The organism is Mycobacterium sp. 852002-30065_SCH5024008, from assembly GCF_001665645.1.
Taxonomy (GTDB): Bacteria; Actinomycetota; Actinomycetes; order Mycobacteriales; family Mycobacteriaceae; genus Mycobacterium; species Mycobacterium paraffinicum.
Window position 1 is genome coordinate 1 of the sequence record NZ_LZSZ01000124.1, and the last position, 20,891, is coordinate 20,891.

At 67.4% G+C, this 20,891-nt stretch carries 24 protein-coding genes and 1 pseudogene; 9 read left to right on the forward strand and 16 right to left on the reverse strand.

Translation table 11 applies throughout. The annotated features are described in order from the left end of the window. The 9 genes and pseudogenes from A5781_RS15945 to A5781_RS15985 form a co-directional block, all read right to left on the reverse strand. A pseudogene (locus A5781_RS15945) lies at window positions 1-578 on the reverse strand (type VII secretion-associated serine protease); the annotation flags it as partial. Further along, window positions 563-2,092 (reverse strand): type VII secretion integral membrane protein EccD, encoded by a 1,530-nt coding sequence (eccD, locus tag A5781_RS15950; RefSeq protein ID WP_067207986.1) that lies wholly within the window; start codon window positions 2,090-2,092, stop codon window positions 563-565. The gene eccD and the pseudogene A5781_RS15945, both read right to left, overlap by 16 nt. Then, window positions 2,089-3,114: a MinD/ParA family protein gene (locus A5781_RS15955; RefSeq protein WP_156622511.1), complete on the reverse strand. Its 1,026-nt coding sequence runs from the start codon at window positions 3,112-3,114 to the stop codon at window positions 2,089-2,091. Before A5781_RS15955 ends, eccD begins: the two co-directional genes overlap by 4 nt. Window positions 3,115-3,244: 130 nt before the next feature. Then, complete coding sequence (locus tag A5781_RS15960) at window positions 3,245-4,075, reverse strand: ESX secretion-associated protein EspG (protein WP_067207993.1); 831 nt, start codon at window positions 4,073-4,075, stop codon at window positions 3,245-3,247. A gap of 111 nt (window positions 4,076-4,186) precedes the next feature. Next, on the reverse strand, window positions 4,187-4,477 hold the full coding sequence (locus A5781_RS15965; RefSeq protein WP_067207998.1) for a WXG100 family type VII secretion target: 291 nt from the start codon (window positions 4,475-4,477) through the stop codon (window positions 4,187-4,189). 53 nt (window positions 4,478-4,530) lie between these two features. Next, on the reverse strand, window positions 4,531-4,854 hold the full coding sequence (locus A5781_RS15970) for a WXG100 family type VII secretion target (RefSeq protein WP_066953556.1): 324 nt from the start codon (window positions 4,852-4,854) through the stop codon (window positions 4,531-4,533). A gap of 111 nt (window positions 4,855-4,965) precedes the next feature. Continuing rightward, window positions 4,966-6,153, reverse strand: a complete 1,188-nt coding sequence (locus A5781_RS15975) for a PPE family protein (protein WP_067208001.1) — start codon at window positions 6,151-6,153, stop codon at window positions 4,966-4,968. Between the two features lie 30 nt (window positions 6,154-6,183). Continuing rightward, the gene (locus A5781_RS15980) at window positions 6,184-6,489 is read right to left on the reverse strand and encodes a PE domain-containing protein (RefSeq protein ID WP_066953560.1); all 306 of its coding nucleotides are present in this window, start codon (window positions 6,487-6,489) and stop codon (window positions 6,184-6,186) included. Between the two features lie 368 nt (window positions 6,490-6,857). Then, entirely contained in the window at window positions 6,858-8,186 is a 1,329-nt protein-coding gene (locus tag A5781_RS15985; protein ID WP_067208059.1) for a HAMP domain-containing sensor histidine kinase, read from the reverse strand. A 230-nt stretch (window positions 8,187-8,416) separates the two neighbouring features. Between A5781_RS15985 and A5781_RS15990 the strand changes: the two genes are divergently transcribed. From A5781_RS15990 to A5781_RS16005, 4 genes are read left to right on the forward strand one after another with little or no spacing between them, the layout of a single operon-like run. After that, window positions 8,417-9,019: a TetR/AcrR family transcriptional regulator gene (locus A5781_RS15990; protein WP_067208004.1), complete on the forward strand. Its 603-nt coding sequence runs from the start codon at window positions 8,417-8,419 to the stop codon at window positions 9,017-9,019. A 27-nt stretch (window positions 9,020-9,046) separates the two neighbouring features. Beyond that, entirely contained in the window at window positions 9,047-10,258 is a 1,212-nt protein-coding gene (locus tag A5781_RS15995) for an acyl-CoA dehydrogenase family protein (RefSeq protein WP_067208007.1), read from the forward strand. A gap of 51 nt (window positions 10,259-10,309) precedes the next feature. Further along, entirely contained in the window at window positions 10,310-11,527 is a 1,218-nt protein-coding gene (locus A5781_RS16000; RefSeq protein WP_067208012.1) for a GNAT family N-acetyltransferase, read from the forward strand. A 21-nt stretch (window positions 11,528-11,548) separates the two neighbouring features. Continuing rightward, window positions 11,549-11,728: an FAD-dependent oxidoreductase gene (locus tag A5781_RS16005; protein WP_067208016.1), complete on the forward strand. Its 180-nt coding sequence runs from the start codon at window positions 11,549-11,551 to the stop codon at window positions 11,726-11,728. Between the two features lie 136 nt (window positions 11,729-11,864). On the opposite strand, the gene A5781_RS16010 is transcribed toward A5781_RS16005, so the two are convergent. Then, window positions 11,865-12,149 (reverse strand): hypothetical protein, encoded by a 285-nt coding sequence (locus A5781_RS16010; RefSeq protein ID WP_066953571.1) that lies wholly within the window; start codon window positions 12,147-12,149, stop codon window positions 11,865-11,867. A 197-nt stretch (window positions 12,150-12,346) separates the two neighbouring features. On the opposite strand from A5781_RS16010, the gene A5781_RS16015 reads away from it, so the two are divergent. Next, window positions 12,347-13,570 carry an MFS transporter gene (locus A5781_RS16015; protein ID WP_231990730.1) on the forward strand — a complete coding sequence of 408 codons (1,224 nt, stop codon included), beginning with the start codon at window positions 12,347-12,349 and terminating at the stop codon, window positions 13,568-13,570. 157 nt (window positions 13,571-13,727) lie between these two features. Here the strand turns inward: A5781_RS16015 and A5781_RS16020 are convergent, their stop codons facing one another. Together A5781_RS16020 and A5781_RS16025 are read right to left on the reverse strand one after the other, a co-directional pair. Continuing rightward, window positions 13,728-14,765, reverse strand: a complete 1,038-nt coding sequence (locus A5781_RS16020) for an LLM class F420-dependent oxidoreductase (protein WP_067208024.1) — start codon at window positions 14,763-14,765, stop codon at window positions 13,728-13,730. Between the two features lie 16 nt (window positions 14,766-14,781). Beyond that, window positions 14,782-15,204, reverse strand: coding sequence for a nuclear transport factor 2 family protein (locus A5781_RS16025; RefSeq protein WP_067208027.1), 423 nt, complete (start codon window positions 15,202-15,204; stop codon window positions 14,782-14,784). 120 nt (window positions 15,205-15,324) lie between these two features. Between A5781_RS16025 and A5781_RS16030 the strand changes: the two genes are divergently transcribed. Continuing rightward, entirely contained in the window at window positions 15,325-15,912 is a 588-nt protein-coding gene (locus tag A5781_RS16030) for a PadR family transcriptional regulator (RefSeq protein ID WP_067208031.1), read from the forward strand. A gap of 52 nt (window positions 15,913-15,964) precedes the next feature. Here A5781_RS16030 and A5781_RS16035 read toward each other — a convergent pair whose 3' ends face one another. Then, on the reverse strand, window positions 15,965-16,684 hold the full coding sequence (locus A5781_RS16035; protein WP_067208034.1) for a CoA pyrophosphatase: 720 nt from the start codon (window positions 16,682-16,684) through the stop codon (window positions 15,965-15,967). A gap of 120 nt (window positions 16,685-16,804) precedes the next feature. On the opposite strand from A5781_RS16035, the gene A5781_RS16040 reads away from it, so the two are divergent. Genes A5781_RS16040 through A5781_RS16050 form a run of 3 tightly spaced genes read left to right on the forward strand, consistent with a single transcriptional unit; the run spans window position 16,805 to window position 19,059 of the window. Continuing rightward, window positions 16,805-17,848, forward strand: coding sequence for an amidohydrolase family protein (locus A5781_RS16040; RefSeq protein ID WP_067208037.1), 1,044 nt, complete (start codon window positions 16,805-16,807; stop codon window positions 17,846-17,848). A 34-nt stretch (window positions 17,849-17,882) separates the two neighbouring features. After that, a complete protein-coding gene (locus A5781_RS16045) occupies window positions 17,883-18,788 on the forward strand; it encodes a hypothetical protein (protein WP_067208040.1) in 906 nt (301 codons plus the stop codon). A 4-nt stretch (window positions 18,789-18,792) separates the two neighbouring features. After that, the gene (locus A5781_RS16050) at window positions 18,793-19,059 is read left to right on the forward strand and encodes a YdeI/OmpD-associated family protein (RefSeq protein WP_067208042.1); all 267 of its coding nucleotides are present in this window, start codon (window positions 18,793-18,795) and stop codon (window positions 19,057-19,059) included. Between the two features lie 3 nt (window positions 19,060-19,062). Here the strand turns inward: A5781_RS16050 and A5781_RS16055 are convergent, their stop codons facing one another. From A5781_RS16055 to A5781_RS16065, 3 genes are all read right to left on the reverse strand, one after another. Next, the gene (locus A5781_RS16055) at window positions 19,063-19,416 is read right to left on the reverse strand and encodes a VOC family protein (RefSeq protein WP_067208046.1); all 354 of its coding nucleotides are present in this window, start codon (window positions 19,414-19,416) and stop codon (window positions 19,063-19,065) included. A 92-nt stretch (window positions 19,417-19,508) separates the two neighbouring features. Continuing rightward, on the reverse strand, window positions 19,509-19,991 hold the full coding sequence (locus A5781_RS16060; protein WP_231990731.1) for a DUF5666 domain-containing protein: 483 nt from the start codon (window positions 19,989-19,991) through the stop codon (window positions 19,509-19,511). A gap of 162 nt (window positions 19,992-20,153) precedes the next feature. Then, on the reverse strand, window positions 20,154-20,891 hold a 738-nt coding region (locus A5781_RS16065; protein ID WP_067208054.1), incomplete at its 5' end, for a cyclopropane mycolic acid synthase family methyltransferase.

A 20,891-nucleotide genomic window follows, 5' to 3' on the forward strand; every position in this document is an offset into this window, starting at 1 on the left:
ATACGAGATGTAGCTCCGTCTCGTGGGCTCGGAGATGTGTATAAGAGACAGACCTCGACCGGCGGCGGTGGGGCGCCGTTGGCCGGTGGGGGTCCGGCCGGCGGAGGGAACGCCGGTGTCGACGGCATGGGCCGCGGCATGGGCAGGGTCCCCTGCGGCGCAGCGGCGATGATCGAGCCCACGATGGTGCCGTGCGCGTCGCAATCCGACAGGCCGTCCTCACTCATGATGTAGTCACCACCGGGCACGGCCGGCAGCCGCGGGTTGGGCGAGATGCCGGTGTCGATGACCGCCACCGGTACACCGTTGCCGGTGCTGTATTGCCAGGCCTTGCCGATGTTGAGCAGGTTGAAGCCCGGTGCCAGCTGCGCCACGTCGGGATTGCGCACGGTGATGGGCGTCGAGCAGCTGTTGGCCCGCCGCATCGGTTGGTCCGGCTTGGGCGGCCCGTCCGGGGGCACCAATCCCGGATCCACCTGCGGGGGCGTAATAGCTTGCGCGGCAGGAATATTCGCAGACAACGCGACGAGGGTCACGGCGGCGGTCACCGCCGCGACCCTCTTTAGTGGCGAATCCACGTGAACAGCCCTCCCAGGGCCGCCGCCGCGGGCAGCAGGACGATGAACGCCAACACTTCCACCCATTCCACGGTCAACCGGATGAAGGGCCTGAACCGCACCGTCGGCACCAGAAGCGCCGCGGCCAGACCGCACGCTGCGAAGGCGGCGATGGCCAACACGGGCCAAAGCAGCCCGCTCACAACGTCTTTCGGTTCGTAAATGGCGTATTTGACCACTCCGGCGCATACCGCGGCCGCGGCCCCGCAGGCGAGCGCGACGGCCTGGTACTTGGCGGCGAATCCGCGGCCCTGGGTGATGAAGATGCCCACCACCAGTCCCGCGACCACCAGCGCCAACCACGCCCAGGGACGCCCCGGCGTCAGCACCCCCCACACGGCGGCGGGCAGGACGATCGACACCCCGACACACACACCGACCTGTACCGCGTTGACCAGCCGCGCCGAGGCGGCGATCGCTGCGCCGCGCGCGGTGATGTCGGTCAATTCGTTGTCCTCGTCCTCGGATTCGTCCTCGCTGACCGGGGAGACCGTGTCGACGGGCATGCCCTCGCGGCGCGCGAACAGGTCGCGTCCGGTGATCGATCCGAAGTGAGGCGGCCGCACCCGAGCCACCCACAGCGCGATCAGCGGGGTCATCCTGACCAAGATCAGCAATCCGACCAGCACGCAGATGGCCAGCACCTGGGCCGAGGCCGGCCGGAACATCCGGACGACGGCAACGGCGGCGAGGATCCCGCTCACCGTCACCACCGCGGTGACGACCGCGGTCTGCCACCGCTTGCGTGTCATCACGCCGATGGCGATGGCACCCAGGATCACGATCACGAGGCCGATCACCCCGTGCGCCGCTCCCAGCGTCCCCGGGGGCGCGCATGCGCCCGCGACGGCCAACAACACCACGGCCAGCCAACCGAATCCGCTGAACAGGTCGCGCCGCTCCCGCCAGCCCCACCAGACGACAGCGGCTCCGACCACCAGCAAGGCCCCGACGGCGCCGGACACCGCGGCCGGGACGGGGTCGTCGGTGAACGTGCGCGCCCGCAACGTCAGCGCCACCACCACCCCGGCCGCCATCGCGACGATCGCGACGGCGGTGTGCGCGGCCGTCAGCGGCGTCACCGGGGCGAACATCCGGTCACCGCCATCGCGGCCCAGCCACTTGCCCATGGCCGCCAAGCCGGTCGACAACGACTCGTACTGCGGTTCAAAGGATTCGCCGGCCACCCGGGGCACCAGCACCAGGGTGTCCCCGTCCTGCACGCCCAGCTCGTCCAGGCTCTTGTTGATGTCCAGCCGGACACCGTTGATCTTATGCAGTTCGTAGCTGCCCGCCGGCAGCGTAATGCCGTCAAAACCTTTGCGCTTCAGGTCCGCGTCGAAGAGCTCGACCATTCCCTCGAAAAATCCCTCTACCGGAATTCCGGCCGGGAACACTTGGGAACACAGATGCTTCTCGTAGGAAATATTGACCGCACAGCGCGCCGGGAAAGCGACCTTATGCGCTGATGTCACGGCGCTGTCCGCTCCGCATCCGGAATGTATTTGTCGGCCAGGCCGGCGGTGATTTCAAAAAGCCGCAACCGCGTCTTTTTCTTTAATTCATGAACCGTGTCGATGAGCCCGCCTTTGGCCAGGTGCGGATCGAACGGCATCTCTTCGACGGTCGCGCCGACCTTGCTGAACCGCTCGGTCAAGTACGCCAGCGCGTCCTTGTCGGCGATCTGATCGGTGTGGTTGATGATCACGGTGCTGCGCGAGACCAGCTCGTGGTAGCCCTGCGACCGCAGGTAGTCCACGGCCCGCAGCACCGGCCGGGACCGGTCCGCGGTTATCCCGGAGACGAACACGAGCGTGTCGGTGTTCTCCAAAACCGGCTTCATCACCTCGTGTTCCAAATCCGGCGAGGTGTCGACGATCATCACCGTGTGGGTTCGCCGCAGCCGCGACAAGACCCCCGAGAACATCGCCGGCACCAGCGGCCGGGGCTGGTCCGACGTGCGGTTTCCGGCCAGCACGTCGAGTCCGATCGGGTTCTGCCCCAAGTGTTCACGGATGTCCGCGTAGCCCTGGACGTCGGTGTCGTTGATGATGGCGGTGTAGTCCCCCGGCGGCGACTCGTCGATGCGGTCGGCCAGTGTGCCGAAGCCCGGGACCGCGTCAATCGCAATCACGTTCTGCGGGCGGCATTCTCGGAACACCCCACCGATGCAGGCGACCATCGTCGAAACGCCGACTCCGCCCTTACCGGACACCACCGTGATCACGTACTGGCGCCGGATGTGCCGCCGGATACGGTTCTGCAAGTCCCGGTAGTGCCGCTCACTGGGCGATTCACCAGGGTTTATTTTCTTAAAAGAGATGACGTAGATGAATTTCCGCCAACCCGAGCCTGGAGGAATCTTTCGAGGCGCGGCCAGATCGGTAATGCGCATGGTGTCCGACACCGAATCCGGGAAGTTACGGCCCCCTGACGGATCCCCCCGTCTGAGCGCCCCTTCGTCCGACATATTCGGGTCATTCCAAGGGCTCGTCACGTCGCGATGCTAACACGCTCGGCGATACCGCGTTTACCGATCAAGAAACCCTTCAAGAGCGTAAGGGGTTGCTATTCCACGGCATTGGTTAACTGACTTATCTTGCGTCAGTTGAGAAATCGTCCTCCTGTCAGACCACCCGCCGATACGAGTACCACTCGTCGCCCGCGGGCAAGCGGCGGATGAGCCGTTGCACGGCACCACTGATGTCGCTGCGCGAACCGGGCGAGACGATCTGATAGCGCCGCTGCCCCGAGATGATGCACTCGATGCAGACGCGTCCGGACGGGGTGTCGACGATGGACACCGACGAATCGCCGACCGCCACGCGCGCCAATTCGTCCGGCCCGACACCGGCCTGCAGCGCGACGATGGACGCACGCGCCGAGCGCGCGGGGTCGGCGGCCGCGAGCACGAGCTGCAATTGATCGGCGTCGAGGCGCTGGGCGAGCAGAAAGGTCCGCAGGCTGGCGGAGTCGTGCACCGACGAGAGCAATTGTTCGGTGTCCAGGGTGACCGGCCGCAACGGCGCCGCCTCCGCCACACCGCACAACCGCTCGACTTGCCCGACCACGAGTTCGCTGGCCCCACCCTCGTCGTTGGCGGTACCGGCCGGGTACAGGCGGATCAGCTCGCCGTGGCGTTCCAGCACCACCCACCAGCTGGCAAAGCGGCAGATAGACACCCGCGTCGGTTCGCGCCCGGGGACGTCGATGCTGACCATCAACGCCAAGTCCCGCCGCAACAGCACGGTGAGCCATTCGCGGATCATCGGGTCGACATTGTCGGCCTCGTCAAGGGCGCCGGCAGTCCTCAACTCGGCCACGATCGGGTGGCCCAGCGCCAGCTCGGCGGTGTCGAGCCTCGGCAGCAACGGCCGCAACCCCAGTTCGGGGCAGGTCTGCTCCACCCCGGCCACCGCTTGCAACACCCACAGGCCATCGACCGTCGTAGTCAGCATGTCACTTCGCTTTCCAGGCAGCGCGCCCATCAACCGACGGGCCAGACACCGAAGGTGGGGCACATGCGCTCGCGCATCTGCCCCACCTTCAATCGTGGCGGTGAGCCGATCTCAGCCGAACAAGTGGCCGATGTTCTGGTCGGTGGCGAGCGCGTTGTCCAGCACGTGCGAGGTCGTCGTCCCGTGCTGGCTCACGGTGTCGATCAGTCCCTGCAGCCCGGACAGCATCTGCGCTTGCGCCTCGAAGAACTGCTTCGCACCATGACCGGCGAAGAATTCCGTCAGCTGGTTGGTCCGGTTCGAGGTGTCGTCATAAATTCCCTGCAGCTGGCCGGCGCGGGAGCCGATGTCGGAGGCGAAATCGGCTACGGCGCCCGGGTTATAAGTGATCGGGTTGGACATTTGCGAGCTTCCTTTCAAAAGACCATTAGTGGAATTAGGAGTGAGTGGGCCGGTTAGGAGCCGTGGCCGCCGAATAGCGCGCTGAAGGCGTGTGTGGAATCCGCCTCGTGGTGTTCCATCAAGGCCGCCGCCTGCTTGAGACCCTCGGCCAGGCGGGTGCCGCCGGACAGGACCTTGTTCAGGTCGTTCTGAATTTCGATGGCCGTCGCGTGGGAAGCGGTGACTGCTTCACCGGACCAGGTCGACGGGTTCATCACGTTTTCGTGATTCGCGATGTAGCCCTGAGCGATTGCGATCGCGTGCTCCATGTTCGCCTGAATATGGTTGGAAGCGTCGCGCAGCACCTGCGACGATACTTGGATTGTTGAGCTGTCCACTTGCGGTTTCTCCTAACTACTGCTGCCCTCCCCCGGGGAATTACCTGGGGCATGAAACGAAGTGTATGAGGGCTATTTGGACCTGTCGATTCACCCTTGGCCGGGCCGGCTTCACACTCTGGTGTCGACAACCCGCACCGTCGCGGGCTGTTCGGATTTGTCTCGGGATCCGCGCTCTCCTCCCGCCCCATGCCCCACCGGCATGCCGCCCATCGGTGTGCCGCCGCCGACCGTGGTGGTCTGCGGACGGATGGCCTCGGCCCCCAACGCCCCGCTCGGCCGCAACCCCACCGGCCGGCCACTGCTGACGGGCTCGAACGCGCTGACGGGACGGGTGAAGCTGGTCGCGGGCATACCCGCACTGCCCAGGGACGCGGCCCCGCCGCCGCCCGATGCGCCGACGGCCGACACCTCCGTCGCCGAGACCGCCGAAACTCCCGGCGCCGCCCCGGCCATGGCGCCGGGATTGGCGAACATGCCCATCATCGATTGCAGCGGCGACATCATCTGCATCGGCGCCTGCATCATCTGCATGGGAGCCTGCATCGCCTGCGGGACCGCGCCCATCATCGATTGCACCGGCTCCATGAACGAGCCGGCCTGGCTCATGAAGTCCTGGCCGCCCGACGCCGCCTGGCCCGCCCCCTGCGTGCCCGTCTGCGCGCCCTGAAAAGCGGAGCGCATGCCGTCGCCGGCCGCGACCTGGGCCGCGGACTGGCCCACCGCCGAAGCCGCCTCCACGGGCGCCGCCGGCGATGCGCCCATGGTTGCCAGCGGCGGCGGAATGGCGAGGCTTTGGGTCAACGCGGTGAGGATCGTTCCGTAGCTGGCGCCGACGGCGGAGTTGTTCGGCCACATCGATCCGAAGTACTCGAGCTCCAGCGACGTGATGCGGGGCGTCAAAGCCCCGAGGACGACGGGGTTGATGCCGTAGTCGGTCGCGCATTCGGTGCGGTTCTCGATGCATTCGGGCGCTGGGCGCATCGAGCCGTACGCCATCTGATACGCCGAGACCGCGGTGGAAACCACCGCCGGCTTGACGTCCACCCACCCGGCCAGCCCGTGCAAGGACGCGTTCAGCGCGGTGGCGTTGGCTGCGGAGGCCAGGGATCCCGCACCGACCCAGCTCGCCGACGTGGCCACGGTGTTGATCGTCGAGGCGATGCTCGAGCCGTGATGGGTGGCCGCGAGTGCCGTCCATGCGGCCTGGTTGGCCAGATGGGTGATGACGCCGGCGCCCGCCTTGAGCAACAAATCGTTGTCCTCAGGCGTACGCGCGGCCCACCCCGGATCGGCCATGCGTACTTCCCCCTTTGTGCCTCGCTGGTCTCAGGCGCCGATCGCCAACGCCAAGCTACGCATGAGCTCGGTGACGACGTACGTTCCCGACGCGAGGCTCTGCGCGCCGGAGAACAAGCCGCGCTGGGCGGCGTGCTCGGAAACCACTCCCAGGTAGCTTCCGCCACACGCGTTCAGCGCCGCCGCAAACATCGCCGAATCGGGGTCTGCGCCCATCGGCAGCACTCCCAACAGCACCGGCGCGGCCGCCGAAGCCGCCGCCTGAGTTTCCGCGCTGATGGCCGCCTCCGCGGATGACGACGCCAGCACTGCCTCCGATTGCACCTGCAGCACCATGATTTCCCTCCGATTGCTCAGCGTCTAAAAGACGGGCTTGGCGCCTCAGTCTAGTGCGGTTCGACCGTTCGTGTATTCACTAGCATTCCTTCCGGCCGCCGGCAGGAAATTACGCGTTTGTTCTGACCGGCGGCATTCCCCTTATAAGTCATCCGTCAAACAACCTCGTATGCCACTGCAGACACACTGGTCACGACCTCACCGTCGAAAGCTTCAGTGCGAGTGGGTCATGCGAATGCGTGGCAGTAATGGCGGCGCCTAAAAGGCGGCCGAACAAGGGAGCGCCGCGGTGCATATTCTTGCCGGCTTAACGGAGAATCGGCCAACTGTTCCGTCCGTTTTCCCGGGGCCAGAAATGGCTACGGAAGCTATGCGGGACCGCGCCCGTCGCCGGCCAGCTTCAGCAGCAGCCGGGTCCCCCCGAGCGGGCTGGTCTGCAACGCCGCCGTGCCCCCGTGCAGTTCGGCCTGCTGGGCGACCAGCGCCAGACCCAGACCGGATCCCGAACGCGACGCCGTCGAACCGCGGGCGAAGCGCTCGAACACCGTGGCGCGCTCGGATTCCGGCACGCCGGTGCCGTCGTCGTCGATCGCTATCTGCACGCCCTCGCTCGAGCTGCTCACGGTGAGCTGGATCTTGCCGGCGTTGCCGTGCTTGACGGCGTTGGCGATGGCGTTGTCGATCACCAGCCGCAGCCCCGTGGGCAACCCCACCATCAGCACGGTCGGCGAGGGCACCAGCGACACCTCCACCTCGGGGTAGATGCGCAGCGCGTCGTGCGCGGCCCGGTCCAAGAGTTCGGTGATGTCGAACGGGACGAAATCGTCGACGGTGGTGAGCTCGCCCTGCGCGAGCCGTTCCAGCGCCGTCAGGGTGCCCTCGATGCGGCTCTGGGTGCGGATGACGTCGCCGATGACCTCCTGGCGCTGCTCACGCGGCAGGTCCAGGGTGGACAGCACCTCCAGGTTGGTGCGCATGGCCGTCAACGGGGTCCGCAACTCATGCGAGGCGACCGCCGCGAAGTCACGGGCCGACTCGAGCGCGGCCTTGGTGCGTTGTTGCTCCTTACCGATGCGCGCGAGCATCCCCTCGACGGCTTCGGCGATCTCCACGGCCTCACGCACCCCGCGCACCTGGACCTCGTCCGGGCTGGACTGGGCGTTGATGGCGCGGGCCTGCTGGGCCAGCAACAGGAACGGATTCACCATGATCAACGAAATCACCCAGCCGACGACCACCGTGCCGCCGATGACACTGGCGCAGATCAACAGCACCCGCAGGTGCAGCTCGTTGATCCGGTGCTGGGCTTCGGCCAACGGTGCGGCGAGCGCGATCGAGGCGGGCCCCGCGGAGAAGGTGCGGACGCGGTATTGCACCCCGTTGATCGTGGTGTTCGCGTATCCGTTGGGCAGCTTGGGCAGCACGATATTGCTGGGCGCCGATACGGTCTCGTCTCCGATGCGCGCGGTGCGCACCAGGTTGCCGTCAGGCATGGGCTGGTCGGGGCTGGCGTGCTCCACGTTGTTGAGGAGTGAGTTGATGTCGCCCAGGCTGCTGACCGAGTCGAGCCGGCGATCGAGCTGGCTGTACTGATCGTTGGTGACACCGACCCACACCCAGGTGCCCAACAGCACCACGAGGGTAATCACCGACACTGCCGCCACGACGACGATGGTGCGCAGCGACAACACCCGCATCGGCAGATCTACGTGCGGTAACACGCTGTCAGGCTCCTCTTGTGCAGCTCGCGGCGCCGGGCCGGCGGCGGTGTCGACCACCTGACCCCAACCTTCACACCGATATCGATTCGCCGCGCTCAGGCCTCGTGGCGTTTCGCAGAGAATCTAACGCCAACCCTCGAGCCCGTCTCCCGCGCCTGCGACCGGCGCCATTTTGCACCGGTGGAGTGAGTGAGTACTCTCTCACCATGCTCGTCTCCGGACGCGATCGGCTGCTGGCCGCGGCGCTGAAGCTCTTCGCCGACAAGGGCTACGCGGCGACGTCGGTGGCCGACATCCAGCGGGCATCGGGCCTGGCGCCGGGGTCGGGCGCGCTGTACAAGCACTTCGGCTCCAAGCGCGAGTTGCTCGAGGCCGCCGTCGCGCACCGGATCGACAGCATCGTGGCGGCGCGGGAGCAGTACGACGCTGGACAGCCCGGCGGCGTCGAGCAGGCGGTGCGCACGGCGGGCCAGCTGATCTGGAGCAACCTCAAAGAAAGCGAGGACCTGCTCAAGGTCATGCTGCGCGAACCCGACGAGCTCGGCGATCTCGACGAGAAGACCTGGCAGGTCATCACCGACAACGCCTATCAACGGTTCGCCGACGAACTGGCCGCGTCGAACCGGTCTGGCCGCACCCGGATCCCCGATCCGGAGGCGGCCGCCGCCGTCGCTATCGGGTCGTTGTCCTATGCCGCGACACTGCAGGCGCTGACCGGCCGCCTGCCGGGCAACATCGACGAGGAGCGCTACTTCGGGGCGTGGGTCAGCCAGACCGTCAGCGTCCTTTCCCAATACGGAAACCGTTGAGAGCAACGACAATTCAGGAGTGAAGACGTGACTTTCTCATTGCAACTGACCGACGACGTGATCGAGGTGCGCGACTGGGTGCACAAGTTCGCCGCCGACGTCATCCGGCCCGCCGCCTCGGAATGGGACGAACGGGAGGAAACCCCGTGGCCGGTGATCCAGGAGGCCGCGAAGGTGGGCCTGTACTCCCCCGACTTCTTCGCGCAGCAGGCGGCCGAGCCCACCGGCCTGGGCATGCTCACCGCGTTCGAGGAGATGTTCTGGGGCGACGCCGGCATCGCGCTGTCCATCATGGGCACCGGCCTGGCCGCGGCGGCCTTGGCGGGCAACGGAACTCCCGAACAGCTGGGCCGCTGGCTGCCCGAGATGTTCGGTACGGCCGACGAGCCGAAGCTGGGCGCGTTCTGCTCGTCCGAGCCCGACGCGGGTTCCGACGTCGGCGCCATCCGCACCCGGGCCCGCTACGACGAGGCCAGCGGGGAGTGGGTCCTCAACGGCACCAAGACGTGGGCGACCAACGGCGGCATCGCCAACGTGCACATCGTGGTGGCGTCGGTCTACCCCGAGCTCGGCACCCGCGGCCAGGCCACCTTCGTCGTCCCCGCGGGCGTCAACGGGCTGGCGCAGGGCCAGAAGTTCAAAAAGCACGGGATTCGAGCGTCCCACACCGCCGAGGTGGTGCTGGACAACGTGCGACTTCCCGAAGACCACATCCTCGGTGGGCGCGAGAAGTTCGAGGCGCGGATTGCCCGCGTCAAGTCGGGCGCCTCGGCGCGGAGTCAGGCGGCGATGAAGACCTTCGAGCGCACCCGACCCACGGTCGGCGCGATGGCGGTCGGCGTTGCCCGGGCCGCCTACGAGTACGCCCTCGACTATGCCTGCCAGCGTGAGCAATTCGGCCGCAAGATCGGCGAATTCCAGGCCGTGGCGTTCAAGCTGGCCGACATGAAGAGCCGCATCGACGCCGCCCGGCTGCTGGTGTGGCGGGCAGGGTGGATGGCGCGCAACAACCAATCCTTCGACGCGGCGGAGGGGTCGATGGCCAAACTGGTGGCCAGCGAGACGGCCGTCTACGTCACCGACGAGGCGATTCAGATCCTGGGCGGCAACGGCTACACACGCGACTATCCCGTGGAGCGGATGCACCGCGACGCGAAGATCTTCACCATTTTCGAGGGCACCAGCGAGATCCAGCGCCTGGTGATCTCGCGGGCGTTGACCGGCTTGCAGATCCGTTAGCGGCCGCAGCCCGCGGTCCATGCCGCGGCGCGCACGCGACATGATGGCCGGATGACCACCGAGATCCGGGTCCTCGACAGCGAGGACGAGCTCCTGGCGGCCGCTAACGTGTTTCGCGTCGCCATGATCGGCTTCCCGCCGTTGCCAGACCTGCCGCCCGGCCGCATCGCCACGTTGCTCGAACCCGGCCGCACCGTCGGCGCATTCGCGGGCGGTCAACTGGTCGGCACCGCGGACGCGGTGACGAGTCGGATGACGCTGCCCGGCGGTGCGCTGGTGGGGCACGCCGCCGTCACGCATATCGGGGTGCTGCCGTCGTTCACCCGGCAGGGCATCGCCACGGAGCTGATCCGTCATCAGTTGCGGGACATCGCGGCCCGCGGTGAGGTGGTCGCGTCGCTGCGGGCCTCGGAGGCGACGATCTACGGCAGGTACGGGTACGGCGTCGCCAGTTCGTCGCAGACCGTCGAGGTGCAGACCGCGCGGGCGGCGCTGCGGCGCGACGTCGGGCCCGGCGGTCCTGTGCGGTTGCTCGACGCCGCGCAAGCATGGGAGCTGTTGCCCCGCATCTATGCCGAGCATCGCCCGTCGCGTCCGGGCACCATCGACCGGCCGGGCGTGTGGTGGCAGAGCCTGCGGCTGCGCACCGAGTCGTCGCCGCAGCCTTCGTACGTCGCGGTGCACGGTGCTCCGGGAGCCGAATCGGGGTTCGCCCGCTATCGTCCCGTCGACACCGAGCGGTGGTTCGCCAGCGACCAGCGCGCCATCGCCGTAGAGGACTTCTTCGCGCCTACCGCGGACGCCTACCTCGGCCTGCTGCGGTTCCTGCTCGGCCTGGATCTCATTGAGCGCGTGATGTTTTGGATGCTTCCGCTCGACGACCCGTTGCCGTGGCTGCTCACCGATCGGCGGGCGGCGCGGGTCACCGCGGTGCACGACGAGACGTGGCTGCGGGTCCTCGACGTGCCGCGGGCACTGGTGGCGCGCCACTACAGCGGCGACGGTGCCGTCACCATCGCAGTGAAAGATGCTATGGTGCAGGATAATTCGCGTCGCTTTATCGTCACCGGCGGCGGTGCCGAACCGACCGAGCGGCGGGCACAACTGGAGGTCGGCGTCGAGGGGCTGGCCGGCGTCCTGCTCGGCGGCACGACCTGGCGCGACCTCGCCATAGCCGGTTTGGCGCGGGCCGACGACCCGTCGGCACTTGCGGTGGCCGATGGGCTGTTCGCGGTGCCGGACGCGCCCCACGCCGGGTTCTTTTTCTAGCCGCGTGGGTATGCCGGTCGCGTGATCGTCATCGTCGGCGCGGGGGTGTGCGGGCTGGCCGCCGCCTACGAGCTGGCGCGGCGCGGGGAGCCCGCGATCGTGCTGGAGAGCGGCCAGCCGTTCGGCGAGCAGTCCACGGGTACCCGCACATGGTGGAGCGGCTTCGTACCGAGGCACATGTGGGACGCAGGCAATTGGTGAATGCCGCAGCCGGCGACACCACCGCGCAGGAGCTTCGATAGGCGGCCGTCCCGCAGAAGCTGGTTTCGCCGCAACACCATTCGCCTCTCAGCGCGGCGCGCGCTCCGAAAGTGCGGCTGACCCGACGCAGTGACGGTCAGCCGTGGGGCGCCTCGGAGATCTTGGTGTCCGGCTTGCCCAACGTCTGGCAATACGTCAATGCCGACAGTCGGGTGGCTGAGATCTCAGCATTGGCGGGGTCCGTGCCGTTCTTGTCCTTCAGCATCTTGCTGACCTCGTCGTTCTGCTTCTTCTCGTCCTGCGAGGTGAAGTCCTTGCACTTGGTGTCGCCGCCGGTGTTGATGACCTGCGAGGCCGAACACGCGCTGGACAGCAGCACGGCGGCGATCGCGAACGTGGCGGCCGCGATTTGCTTCATCATTTGCCTTCCTGGATCCGAGTAGTGGTATCAGTACACCAAATCGACCGATTCGAAACCCCGCCGTGCGATTGCCCCGGTGACCCAACCGATTGCGCCGCGTGCGTCTCGCCGGCGAATGGGAATAACTGCCACGTCCAAGTCGTCGTTTAGTGTTCGTCGGTTCCCGCCGCGCCGAGACCAGAGGGGAGGAACGTCCGGTGTCCTCGTCCAACGGGTCAACTCCGCCGTCGACTTTGGCCGCGCTGGACCAGGGTGACAGCCCGGATGCGGCCCCGGACACGTTCGCCGGCGTCCTGGTGTTGTTGCTGTCCATCGGCTGGGTGGCCAATCACTTCGTCGCGTTGATGCCCCTGCTCAGCGTTCGGCAGCACCTCAGCTCGGCCACGCTCGATGCGATCTTCGGAATCTATGCGCTGGGATTGCTACCCGGTCTGCTCGTCGGTGGGCGCGCCTCGGATGCGTTCGGCCGTCGGTCGGTGGCGCTGGCGGGGTCGGCGACCGCCGTGGCGGGGACCGTGGCCATGTTGTGTTCGCAGCAGTACGACGTTCTGCTGCTGGGGCGCCTGGTCGTCGGGCTCGGGGTCGGGCTGGCCATGAGTTCCTGCACCGCGTGGGCCTCGGACCTGAAAGGTCCCGCCGGTGCGGCCGCCGCAGGCGCGGTGTTGATGCTCGGCTTCGCGATCGGCCCATTCGCGGGAGCGTTGATCGCCGGTGCAGGCCCAGTCGGCATCCGCCTGTCGTTCGGAATCGCGGCCGCCATCGGAGTGGCCGCGATGGCCGTCGCGGCCGTCGTGGCGGGGCGCGCGGGCGCCACGGGGCCGGACACCACACAGGTTTGGGAGCCGTCGAGCACCGCCGGGCAGGGTGCGGCGCGGGCGTTGAGTTGGGCGATGCCGCTTGCGCCGTGGGTGTTCGCTTCGGCGACACTCGGATTCATCACGATCCCCGGCCGCGTGCACACCGGGCTCGCGGCTCCGATGGCTGCCGGCGTCGCCACGCTGCTGGTCAACGGGGTCAGCGGGCTCGTTCAAGTGCTCGCCCGCGCGCGCCGGTGGGGGCCGCAGGCCGGCACCGCCGGCGCGGTGCTCGCCGCGCTCGGCTACGCGGTCACCGCGCTCGCCCCGCCTGCCCTGTCGCCGGCGTTGGGTCTGCCCCTGTTCCTGGTGCTGGGCAGCGCGTCCGGTCTGTGTCTGCGCGAGGGCTTGATCGATCTGGAGGCAGCGGCGCCGAAACGCTTGCGCGGTGCGCTCGTTGGCGCGTTCTACGTGGTGACGTACATCGGTTTCGGCCTGCCGCTGATCTTGACGACGGTGGAGTCGGCGGTTTCGACGGCCATCCTCGTCGTGATGGCGGCACTGGCGTTGCTGACGGCCGTGAGTCGCGCGGTTCGACTCCGCCGAGACGCCCACCGCCAGGGCTGAACGCAGCCAACGGCCTCGCACCCCAGAGGCGCAGGTTTTCGCCGGCGCGTTGCCGTTCGTCGTTCTGGCAGTGTGGTTCTCGATCACGCTGGCGGCGTTGGTGACGTGCTCGCGCGCGCTACGACGCTCACCGGCGGAGGGGTGACCGGGCCGGTGATCAGAGGAGTTCGCGCAGAGTCTCGATCAGCTTGATCCGCTCGGCGGGTGTGGACGCGATGGGCGAGACGTTAAGGGTGGTAACCCCCGCCTCTTGGAACGCGGCCAGGCGATCCTTGACGAATTCGCGGCTGCCGATGAGGTTCACGTCTCGCACGAGTTCGTCGGGCACGACCTTCGCGGCGCCGTTCTTGTCCCCGGCGAGGTAGAGCTCTTGAATCCGATCGGCCTGCGGGCCGTAGCCGTACTTGGTGGCCAGGGCGTGGTAGAAGTTCTTGCCCTTGGCGCCCATCCCGCCGATGTAAAGGGCCAGGTGAGGTTTTACGAATTCCCTTAACGGTTCCACGTTTTCGCCGATGGCCAGCACCGGTCCGGCGTAGATGTCGAGCTCACCCAGATTGGGGTCGCGCTTGGCCCGGCCAGCCGCCAGCGACTCTCCCCACACCTCCGGCGCCTTCTCGGGCAGGTAGAAGATCGGCTGCCAGCCCTCGGCGACCTCGGCCGCCAGTTCGACGTTCTTGGGTCCCAGCGCCGCGACCAGTATCGGAATGCGTTCCCGGACAGGCTGATTGATGAGCTTGAGCGGCTTGCCAAGCCCGGTGCCCTGCCCGGCGGGCAGTGGAATCGTGTAGTACTTGCCGTGGTGTGTGAGCGTCTCGCGTCGCCACACCTGGCGGCAGATGTCGATCACTTCACGGGTGCGTGCGATCGGCGCGTCGTACGGGACACCGTGGAAGCCCTCGATGACCTGTGGGCCGGACGCGCCCAGGCCGAGCGTGAACCGACCGTCGGAGACGTAGTCGAGACCGGCGGCGGTCATCGCGGTCAGTGTGGGCGTTCGCGTGTAGAGCTGCAGGATTCCCGAGGCCAGTCCGACCCTGTCGGTACTGGCGGCCAGGTACCCCAGCGCGCTCACCGCGTCGAACGAATACGCCTCGGGGACAAAGACAATGTCGAGTCCGGCCCGTTCGAGGTCGGCCACTTCGGCGGCCACTTCCTTGAAACCGCCCGCGTAGTTGATGCCCAATCCGATTCGCATGATCGTTTGCTTGCTCCTACGCGGTGGTGAACTCGTCGGCCAGCTCGAGCGCTTCTTGCTGGATTCGGTCGAATTGGGCGCCCATCGCCTCCGACAGCGCCTTCGCACCCGATAACGGTCGCACCATCACCACGAAGTCGTCGATGAGACCGTCCTCATTGAAGTGCAGGAAGTCGCAACCGGTGATCCTCACCCCCGGCGCTCCGGCGATTCCGGTCTCGAACACGAACGCATGGTCGCGACCGCTGCCATCGTGGATCTCGCGGACGTAGTGAAAGTCTTCGAAGATGCGCATGACGCCGCGCAGGATCGCCGCGGTGATCGGCTTGCCGACGTAGGGCTTGAACGCCACCGGGCTGGTGAACACCACGTCGTCGGCCAGCAGCGCCTGGATGCCCTTCTCGTCGCGTTCTTCGACCGCCTTGCGGAACGGATGCATCCGACACCTCGCCTAGTGATTCGTTTCAGCAGTGCCGTTGACGCTATGCGGCCGGCCCCGCCATGTCCATAGTGCGATTAATCACTTTGTTGATTACTCACCTCGTTGTAGCCTAGGTCGATGTCGCTGCGAGATGCGGTATTGGCGGCCCTCCTCGAGGGGGAGTCATCCGGGTACGACCTGGCCAAGGAATTCGACGCCTCGGTCGCGAACTTCTGGATGGCCACGCCCCAGCAGCTCTACCGCGAACTCGACCGGCTCGCCGAACAGGGTCTCATCGCGGCGCGGGTGGTGCACCAAGAGCGGCGGCCCAACAAGCGCCTGTTCTCGCTGACCGATGCCGGTCACGAGGCGATCCGGGAGTTCACCGCGCGGCCGCCCAAGCCGTCCGTGATCCGCGACGAACTGATGGTCAAGGTACGGGCCGCAGACGCCGGCGACACGCGCGCGGTGCGTGAGTCCATCGTCGAACGACTGCAATGGGCGACGGCCAAACTGCAACGCTACGAACGGTTGCGTGCGCGCGTGCTCGACGGACGCGACGAGGAGGACTTCCTGGCCCACGCCCAGCGAATCGGTCCCTACCTGACGCTGCTCCGCGGAATCGCGTTCGAGGAGGAGAACATTCGGTGGGCCGAGCGCGCGCTGGCCGCAGTCGACCGCCGCCTGTCCGCGCCGGCCAGGAAGACCCGTTCCCGTCGTCGGTGATGCCGGCACGCTCAGCCGGGGTTGGCGTCACCGCGGCGTCGTCCAGCGCTCCCTACCGCCAGGCGAACACCGGTTGCTCCAGCTCGCCGACCGGGTCGTGACGGCCTTCCAGACACCACCACCGCAGCTGTAGCAGCACGGCGCCGGTCGGTGCGTGAATGAGGTCGTTCCCCAGCGGGATCTGCACCACCGGGCGGGGGCTCTCCGGGATGGTGATGAACCGCGGCGAATCGTCGCGTTGCAGTTGGTGCAGCCCCACCCGGTACACCGCCACCACCTCGTCGGGCTCCGGCCGGGGGTCGAGCCGGCCGCCACCCCAGATCACCACAGGGGTGATGACGTACCCGGACCGGGTCGGGTAGTCGTCCAGGAGCCCCAGCACGGTCGAGTGGGGCAGGGTGATGCCAACTTCCTCGTGCAGCTCCCGCAGTGCCGCGTCGACGGCGGTCTCACCCGCGTCGAGCCGCCCACCGGGCAGTGCCCACTGCGCAGCATGTGAGGTCAGACGGGCTGCCCTGCGGCACAACAGAAATGCCGCGCCGCCGGACACGTCGACCATGCGTCCGTCGAGGCCGGCCTCCGGCAGCGGGCGGTCACCGTTCCACTCGTCCACTTGCGCCGGGTCGACCCGGTCCTCGCCGAGGGTCGAGTCGACCAGCACCACGGCAACTGCCGCGTGCCGCTTCGTCGGGTCGGTCACCTCGCGACGGTCATGGCCCGCCAGATGTCCCCGAATCCGCTCGCACAGCGCATCGTCATACGGGATGGTCACGGGTTCGAGACTATGCGGGAGCCGCCCGCGGTCGACGATCGCCGCCGCGATGACAATCCGGGTACCCGATGAACGTCGAGCCCGCCGGCCTCGTAGGTGTCCACGTATGGGAGGAGACGGATGAAGGTCATCGGTATCGAGGAGCACTACAGGTTTGCGGCCATAGCCGAAGAACACCACAACCACGGCCTGGATTCGGCAACCGAACTGCTGACGCACGCGGGCTACGGCTCCCCCGGAGCGGATGGGGAGTGGCCGCCGGGCATCAACGACCTGGGCGAGGGCCGGATCGCCGCGATGGACGCCGCGGGCATCGACGTGCAGATCCTCTCGCACGCCGTCCCGGGCCCCGAGACGCTGGAACCCGCGGTGGCGGTGCAGCTGGCCCGGCGGGCCAACGACGAGGTGGCGGCGGCGATCGCCCGGCACCCGGCTCGGTTCCGCGGCTTCGCCACCCTGCCCATGCGCGACCCGGCGGCGGCCGCCGGCGAGCTCGAGCGCACCGTCCGAGATCATGGCTTCGTGGGTGCCCTGATCAACGGCCATGTCAGCGGCCGCTACCTCGACGACACCTTCTTCTGGCCGGTTTTCGAATCCGCCGAAACGCTCGGCGTGCCAATCTTTTTGCACCCCACCGTGCCGCCGCAGCCGGTCATCGACGCCTACTACGGCGGCTTCGATCGCAAGATAACGGCACGGTTGGCGGCCGCCGGGCTCGGCTGGCATATCGACACCGGGGTGCACTGCCTGCGGCTGATCCTCGGCGGGGTGTTCGACCGGTTTCCGCAGCTGCAGGTCATCGTGGGGCACCACTTCGAGGCGCTGAGCTGGATGGGATGGCGGACCGACTACTCGTTTCCGATGGCCGAGACGGGCCTCAAGCGCACCGTGAAGGAATACCTGCGGGAGAACTTTTACGGCGGCATCCTCGCCGGCGACTTTTTCAGCCAGGAACCCGGCGCAATGGATCCCAGTTGGAGCCTGTCGTTCAACGCCTACCAGGCGATGGTCAACGTCATCGGGATCGACCGCGTCGTCTTCACAGCCGACTATCCCTACGGAAACATCAAGGCGTGCCGGGATTTTCTCGATCGGATGCCGATCAGCCAAGCCGACCGCGAGAAGATCGCCCATCGCAATGCCGAGCACCTGTTGAGGCTTTGAGCACCGGCAACCGTCGAGGTGGTTAACTACGACCATGCAACGAGAACCGGTGCTGGCGCGACGCTTCTTCGACCGGTTCGAGCCGGTGCACGCGGTGACGTATTTCGCGCCGGAGGCGCGGGCGGCGTTGGACGGGCTGGGCTACCGGGGTTTCTGGATGGGTTACTTCGCCGCCCGGTCGGCGCCGCTGGGGATCGTCCCCCGCGAGGTCATCACCGCGATCTTCTACAACTTCGCGCCCGAGCGGGTCGCTAAGGCGTTGCCGGCGGCATGGCAGATCGCGGGGCCCGACGCGGCATTGCGCGCCCGGCAGGAATCCGCGGTCGCGGCGCTGCGCCGCTACGGGCTCGACCGGAACGAGAACGTTACTGCCGCAGCCGAATTGGCGGGTAAGGCGGCCCGGCACGCGCCGCTCGACGGGCGGCCGCTGTTCGCAGCCAACCTGGCACTGCCGTGGCCGGACGATCCGCTGGCCGCCCTGTGGCACGCGACCACGTTGCTGCGCGAGCAGCGCGGCGACGGGCACGTCGCGGTGCTGGCCGCCGCCGGCATCTCGGGCCGCGAATCCAATGTCTTACATGCCGCGGCGGGTGGGGTGCCTCGCGAATACATCGCGCGCACCCGCGATTACGACGAAGCGGCCTGGCGACACCACGAGCAGCGCCTGGCCGAGCGCGGGCTGCTGGACGACGACGGGTCGCTGACGACGGCCGGCCGGGAACTCAAGCATCACATCGAGCGGTCCACCGACACGCTCGCCCTCTCGGCGCTCGACGCGCTCAGCGACGACGAAGTGGAGACGCTGTTCCGGGTGCTCACGCCCCTTACCCGCGCCGTGGTCGCCGGCGGGGACGTCCCCGACCTGACGCCGATGACCCTGCGCCGCGACGAATTACATGACGACAGAGCACATTTGACCCTGAGCGACGGGTTAGCCTAACCCTATGGGCAATCAGCGAGTTCCCGGCGGGGTGGTGCACAAGCTTCCGGCGGACCTGCGCGAGTCGTTGATCGGCAACACCGCGGCCCTCGCCGCGTGGAAGGACATCACGCCCTTGGCCCGCAACGAGTTCATCTGCTGGGTCGAGGACGCCAAGCAGGAAACGACCCGGCAGCGCCGCATTCGCCGGACGCAGGAGGAGCTGGAAGAAGGCAAGCGCCGGCCGTGCTGCTGGCCGGGGTGCAAGCACCGCGAGCGCACCGGCAAGTAGTTGTCAGTGGGCGAGCGGCTTGTAGAACACCAGGCCGTTGCCCTTGTTGTCGTAGACCACGGCACGGCGTTCGTGTGCGTCGTCGTACGGGGCCTTGACGATTCCGCCACCGCTGGCCTCCACCGCCTTCGCCGCGGCATCGACGTCGGCGGTCTTGATGCCGACAACGACCCGACCCGGGATGGGATGGTCCACGGGGGTCGCCAGCGCGAGAGTGACCGGCCCGCCGTCGAGGGCTGCGAAGTGCGCTCCGTCGCGGAATTTCAGCGGCATGCCCAGGGTCTCGCCGTAGAACCGGATCGACTCGTCGAGGTCGTCGGTCGACAGGATGATCATCTTCACTTCGTGCTCGCTCACGGTGCCTCCTCTGGCTGGATGGCATAGAGACTAGGCCGGGAGGGCGGCTCGGGGAAGGCGCCGAGCCACAGATTCTTTGCGCCGAGAAGGATTCAGGTGCGGCCGGCCGGAACTATCTGCGCGTCAAGATAATCCATCGGCGGCCCGCCGCCGCGTCCGACGTCGCGGTCGGCCACCGCGGTGGCCAGGACAGCGCCATCCTGAATGGTTCCGACGATCTCGACCCGGTCGTTGACCGTGAAATGCGTAGCGGCAGAAGCGGATTGGCCGCCGTGACCGATGAGCGTCGTATTGGGGGTGACGAGGTAGGTCTGGGTGTACCCGTTGGCGCTGCGCGCGGTGACCGAGCCCGCCGACACGGCAATCACCGTGCCCTCCTGCCGCACCGGTTGCGCAGCCGCCGGCGGCTCCTGGCTCGCCTCGATCGTTCGCTTTTCGCTGTGCGGGACGTTGAGCACCAGGGCCGCACACGCCGCCGCGCACAGCATTGCCGCCGAAACGACTTCACATGCCGTTGCGACACCCGACCTGCGCCGCGCGGCCGCCCGCGGTCTTTGCTCCGGGGTCGCACTCATTCGATGCTTGGCACCCACGATCAGTCCTTCCCTGCGGTTTTGCGCCGACGAAGGTCGACGCGCACCAAATCAGGTTGTTGCTCGTGGTTTTACCCCGGGCGGGGTGCCGATAAACCGGCCCGGCGGACCAGTTGTGGGCCGCCCGGATCGGCGCCGGGGTCGTCAGCCCTTGGTCAGGGTGAATTGCGCGACGTCGGTATAGCCCTCGCGAAACAGGTCGGCGCAACCGGTCAAGTACTTCATGTACCGGTCGTAGACCTCTTGGGACTGAATCGCGATGGCCTCGTCGCGGCGCGACTCGAGCGCGGCCGCCCAGGTGTCGAGGGTGCGCGCGTAGTGCAGGCGCAGCGGCTGGACGAGCTTGACACCGAACCCGGCGCGCTCGGCGTGCTCCACCACGGTCTTGGCGGCGGGCAGGTCACCGCCCGGGAAGATCTCGTCCATGATGAATTTCATGAACCGCAGCTTCGTCATGGTGATCGGCAGCCCGCGCTCGGCGAACTCTTCCTGGCTGGGCTGAATGATGGTGTGCAGCATCATCACGCCGTCGGCCGGCAGCGCTTCGTAGGCCATCTTGAAGAAGTCGTGGTAGCGGTCGCGCCCGAAATGCTCGAAGGCGCCGATGGAGACGATGCGGTCCACCTTTTCGTCGAACTGCTCCCAGCCCTGCAGCAGCACTCGCTTGCTGCGCGGGCTGGGGTGCTGGTCCAGACGCTGCTGCACGTGCGCCTGCTGGTTGCGGCTCAGGGTCAGGCCGACGACGTTGACGTCGTACCGCTCGAGCGCCCGGACGATGGTCGTGCCCCAACCGCAGCCGATGTCGAGCAGCGTCTGGCCCGCTTGCAGCCCGAGCTTTCCTAGCGACAGGTCGACCTTCGCGAGCTGCGCCTCTTCCAGGGT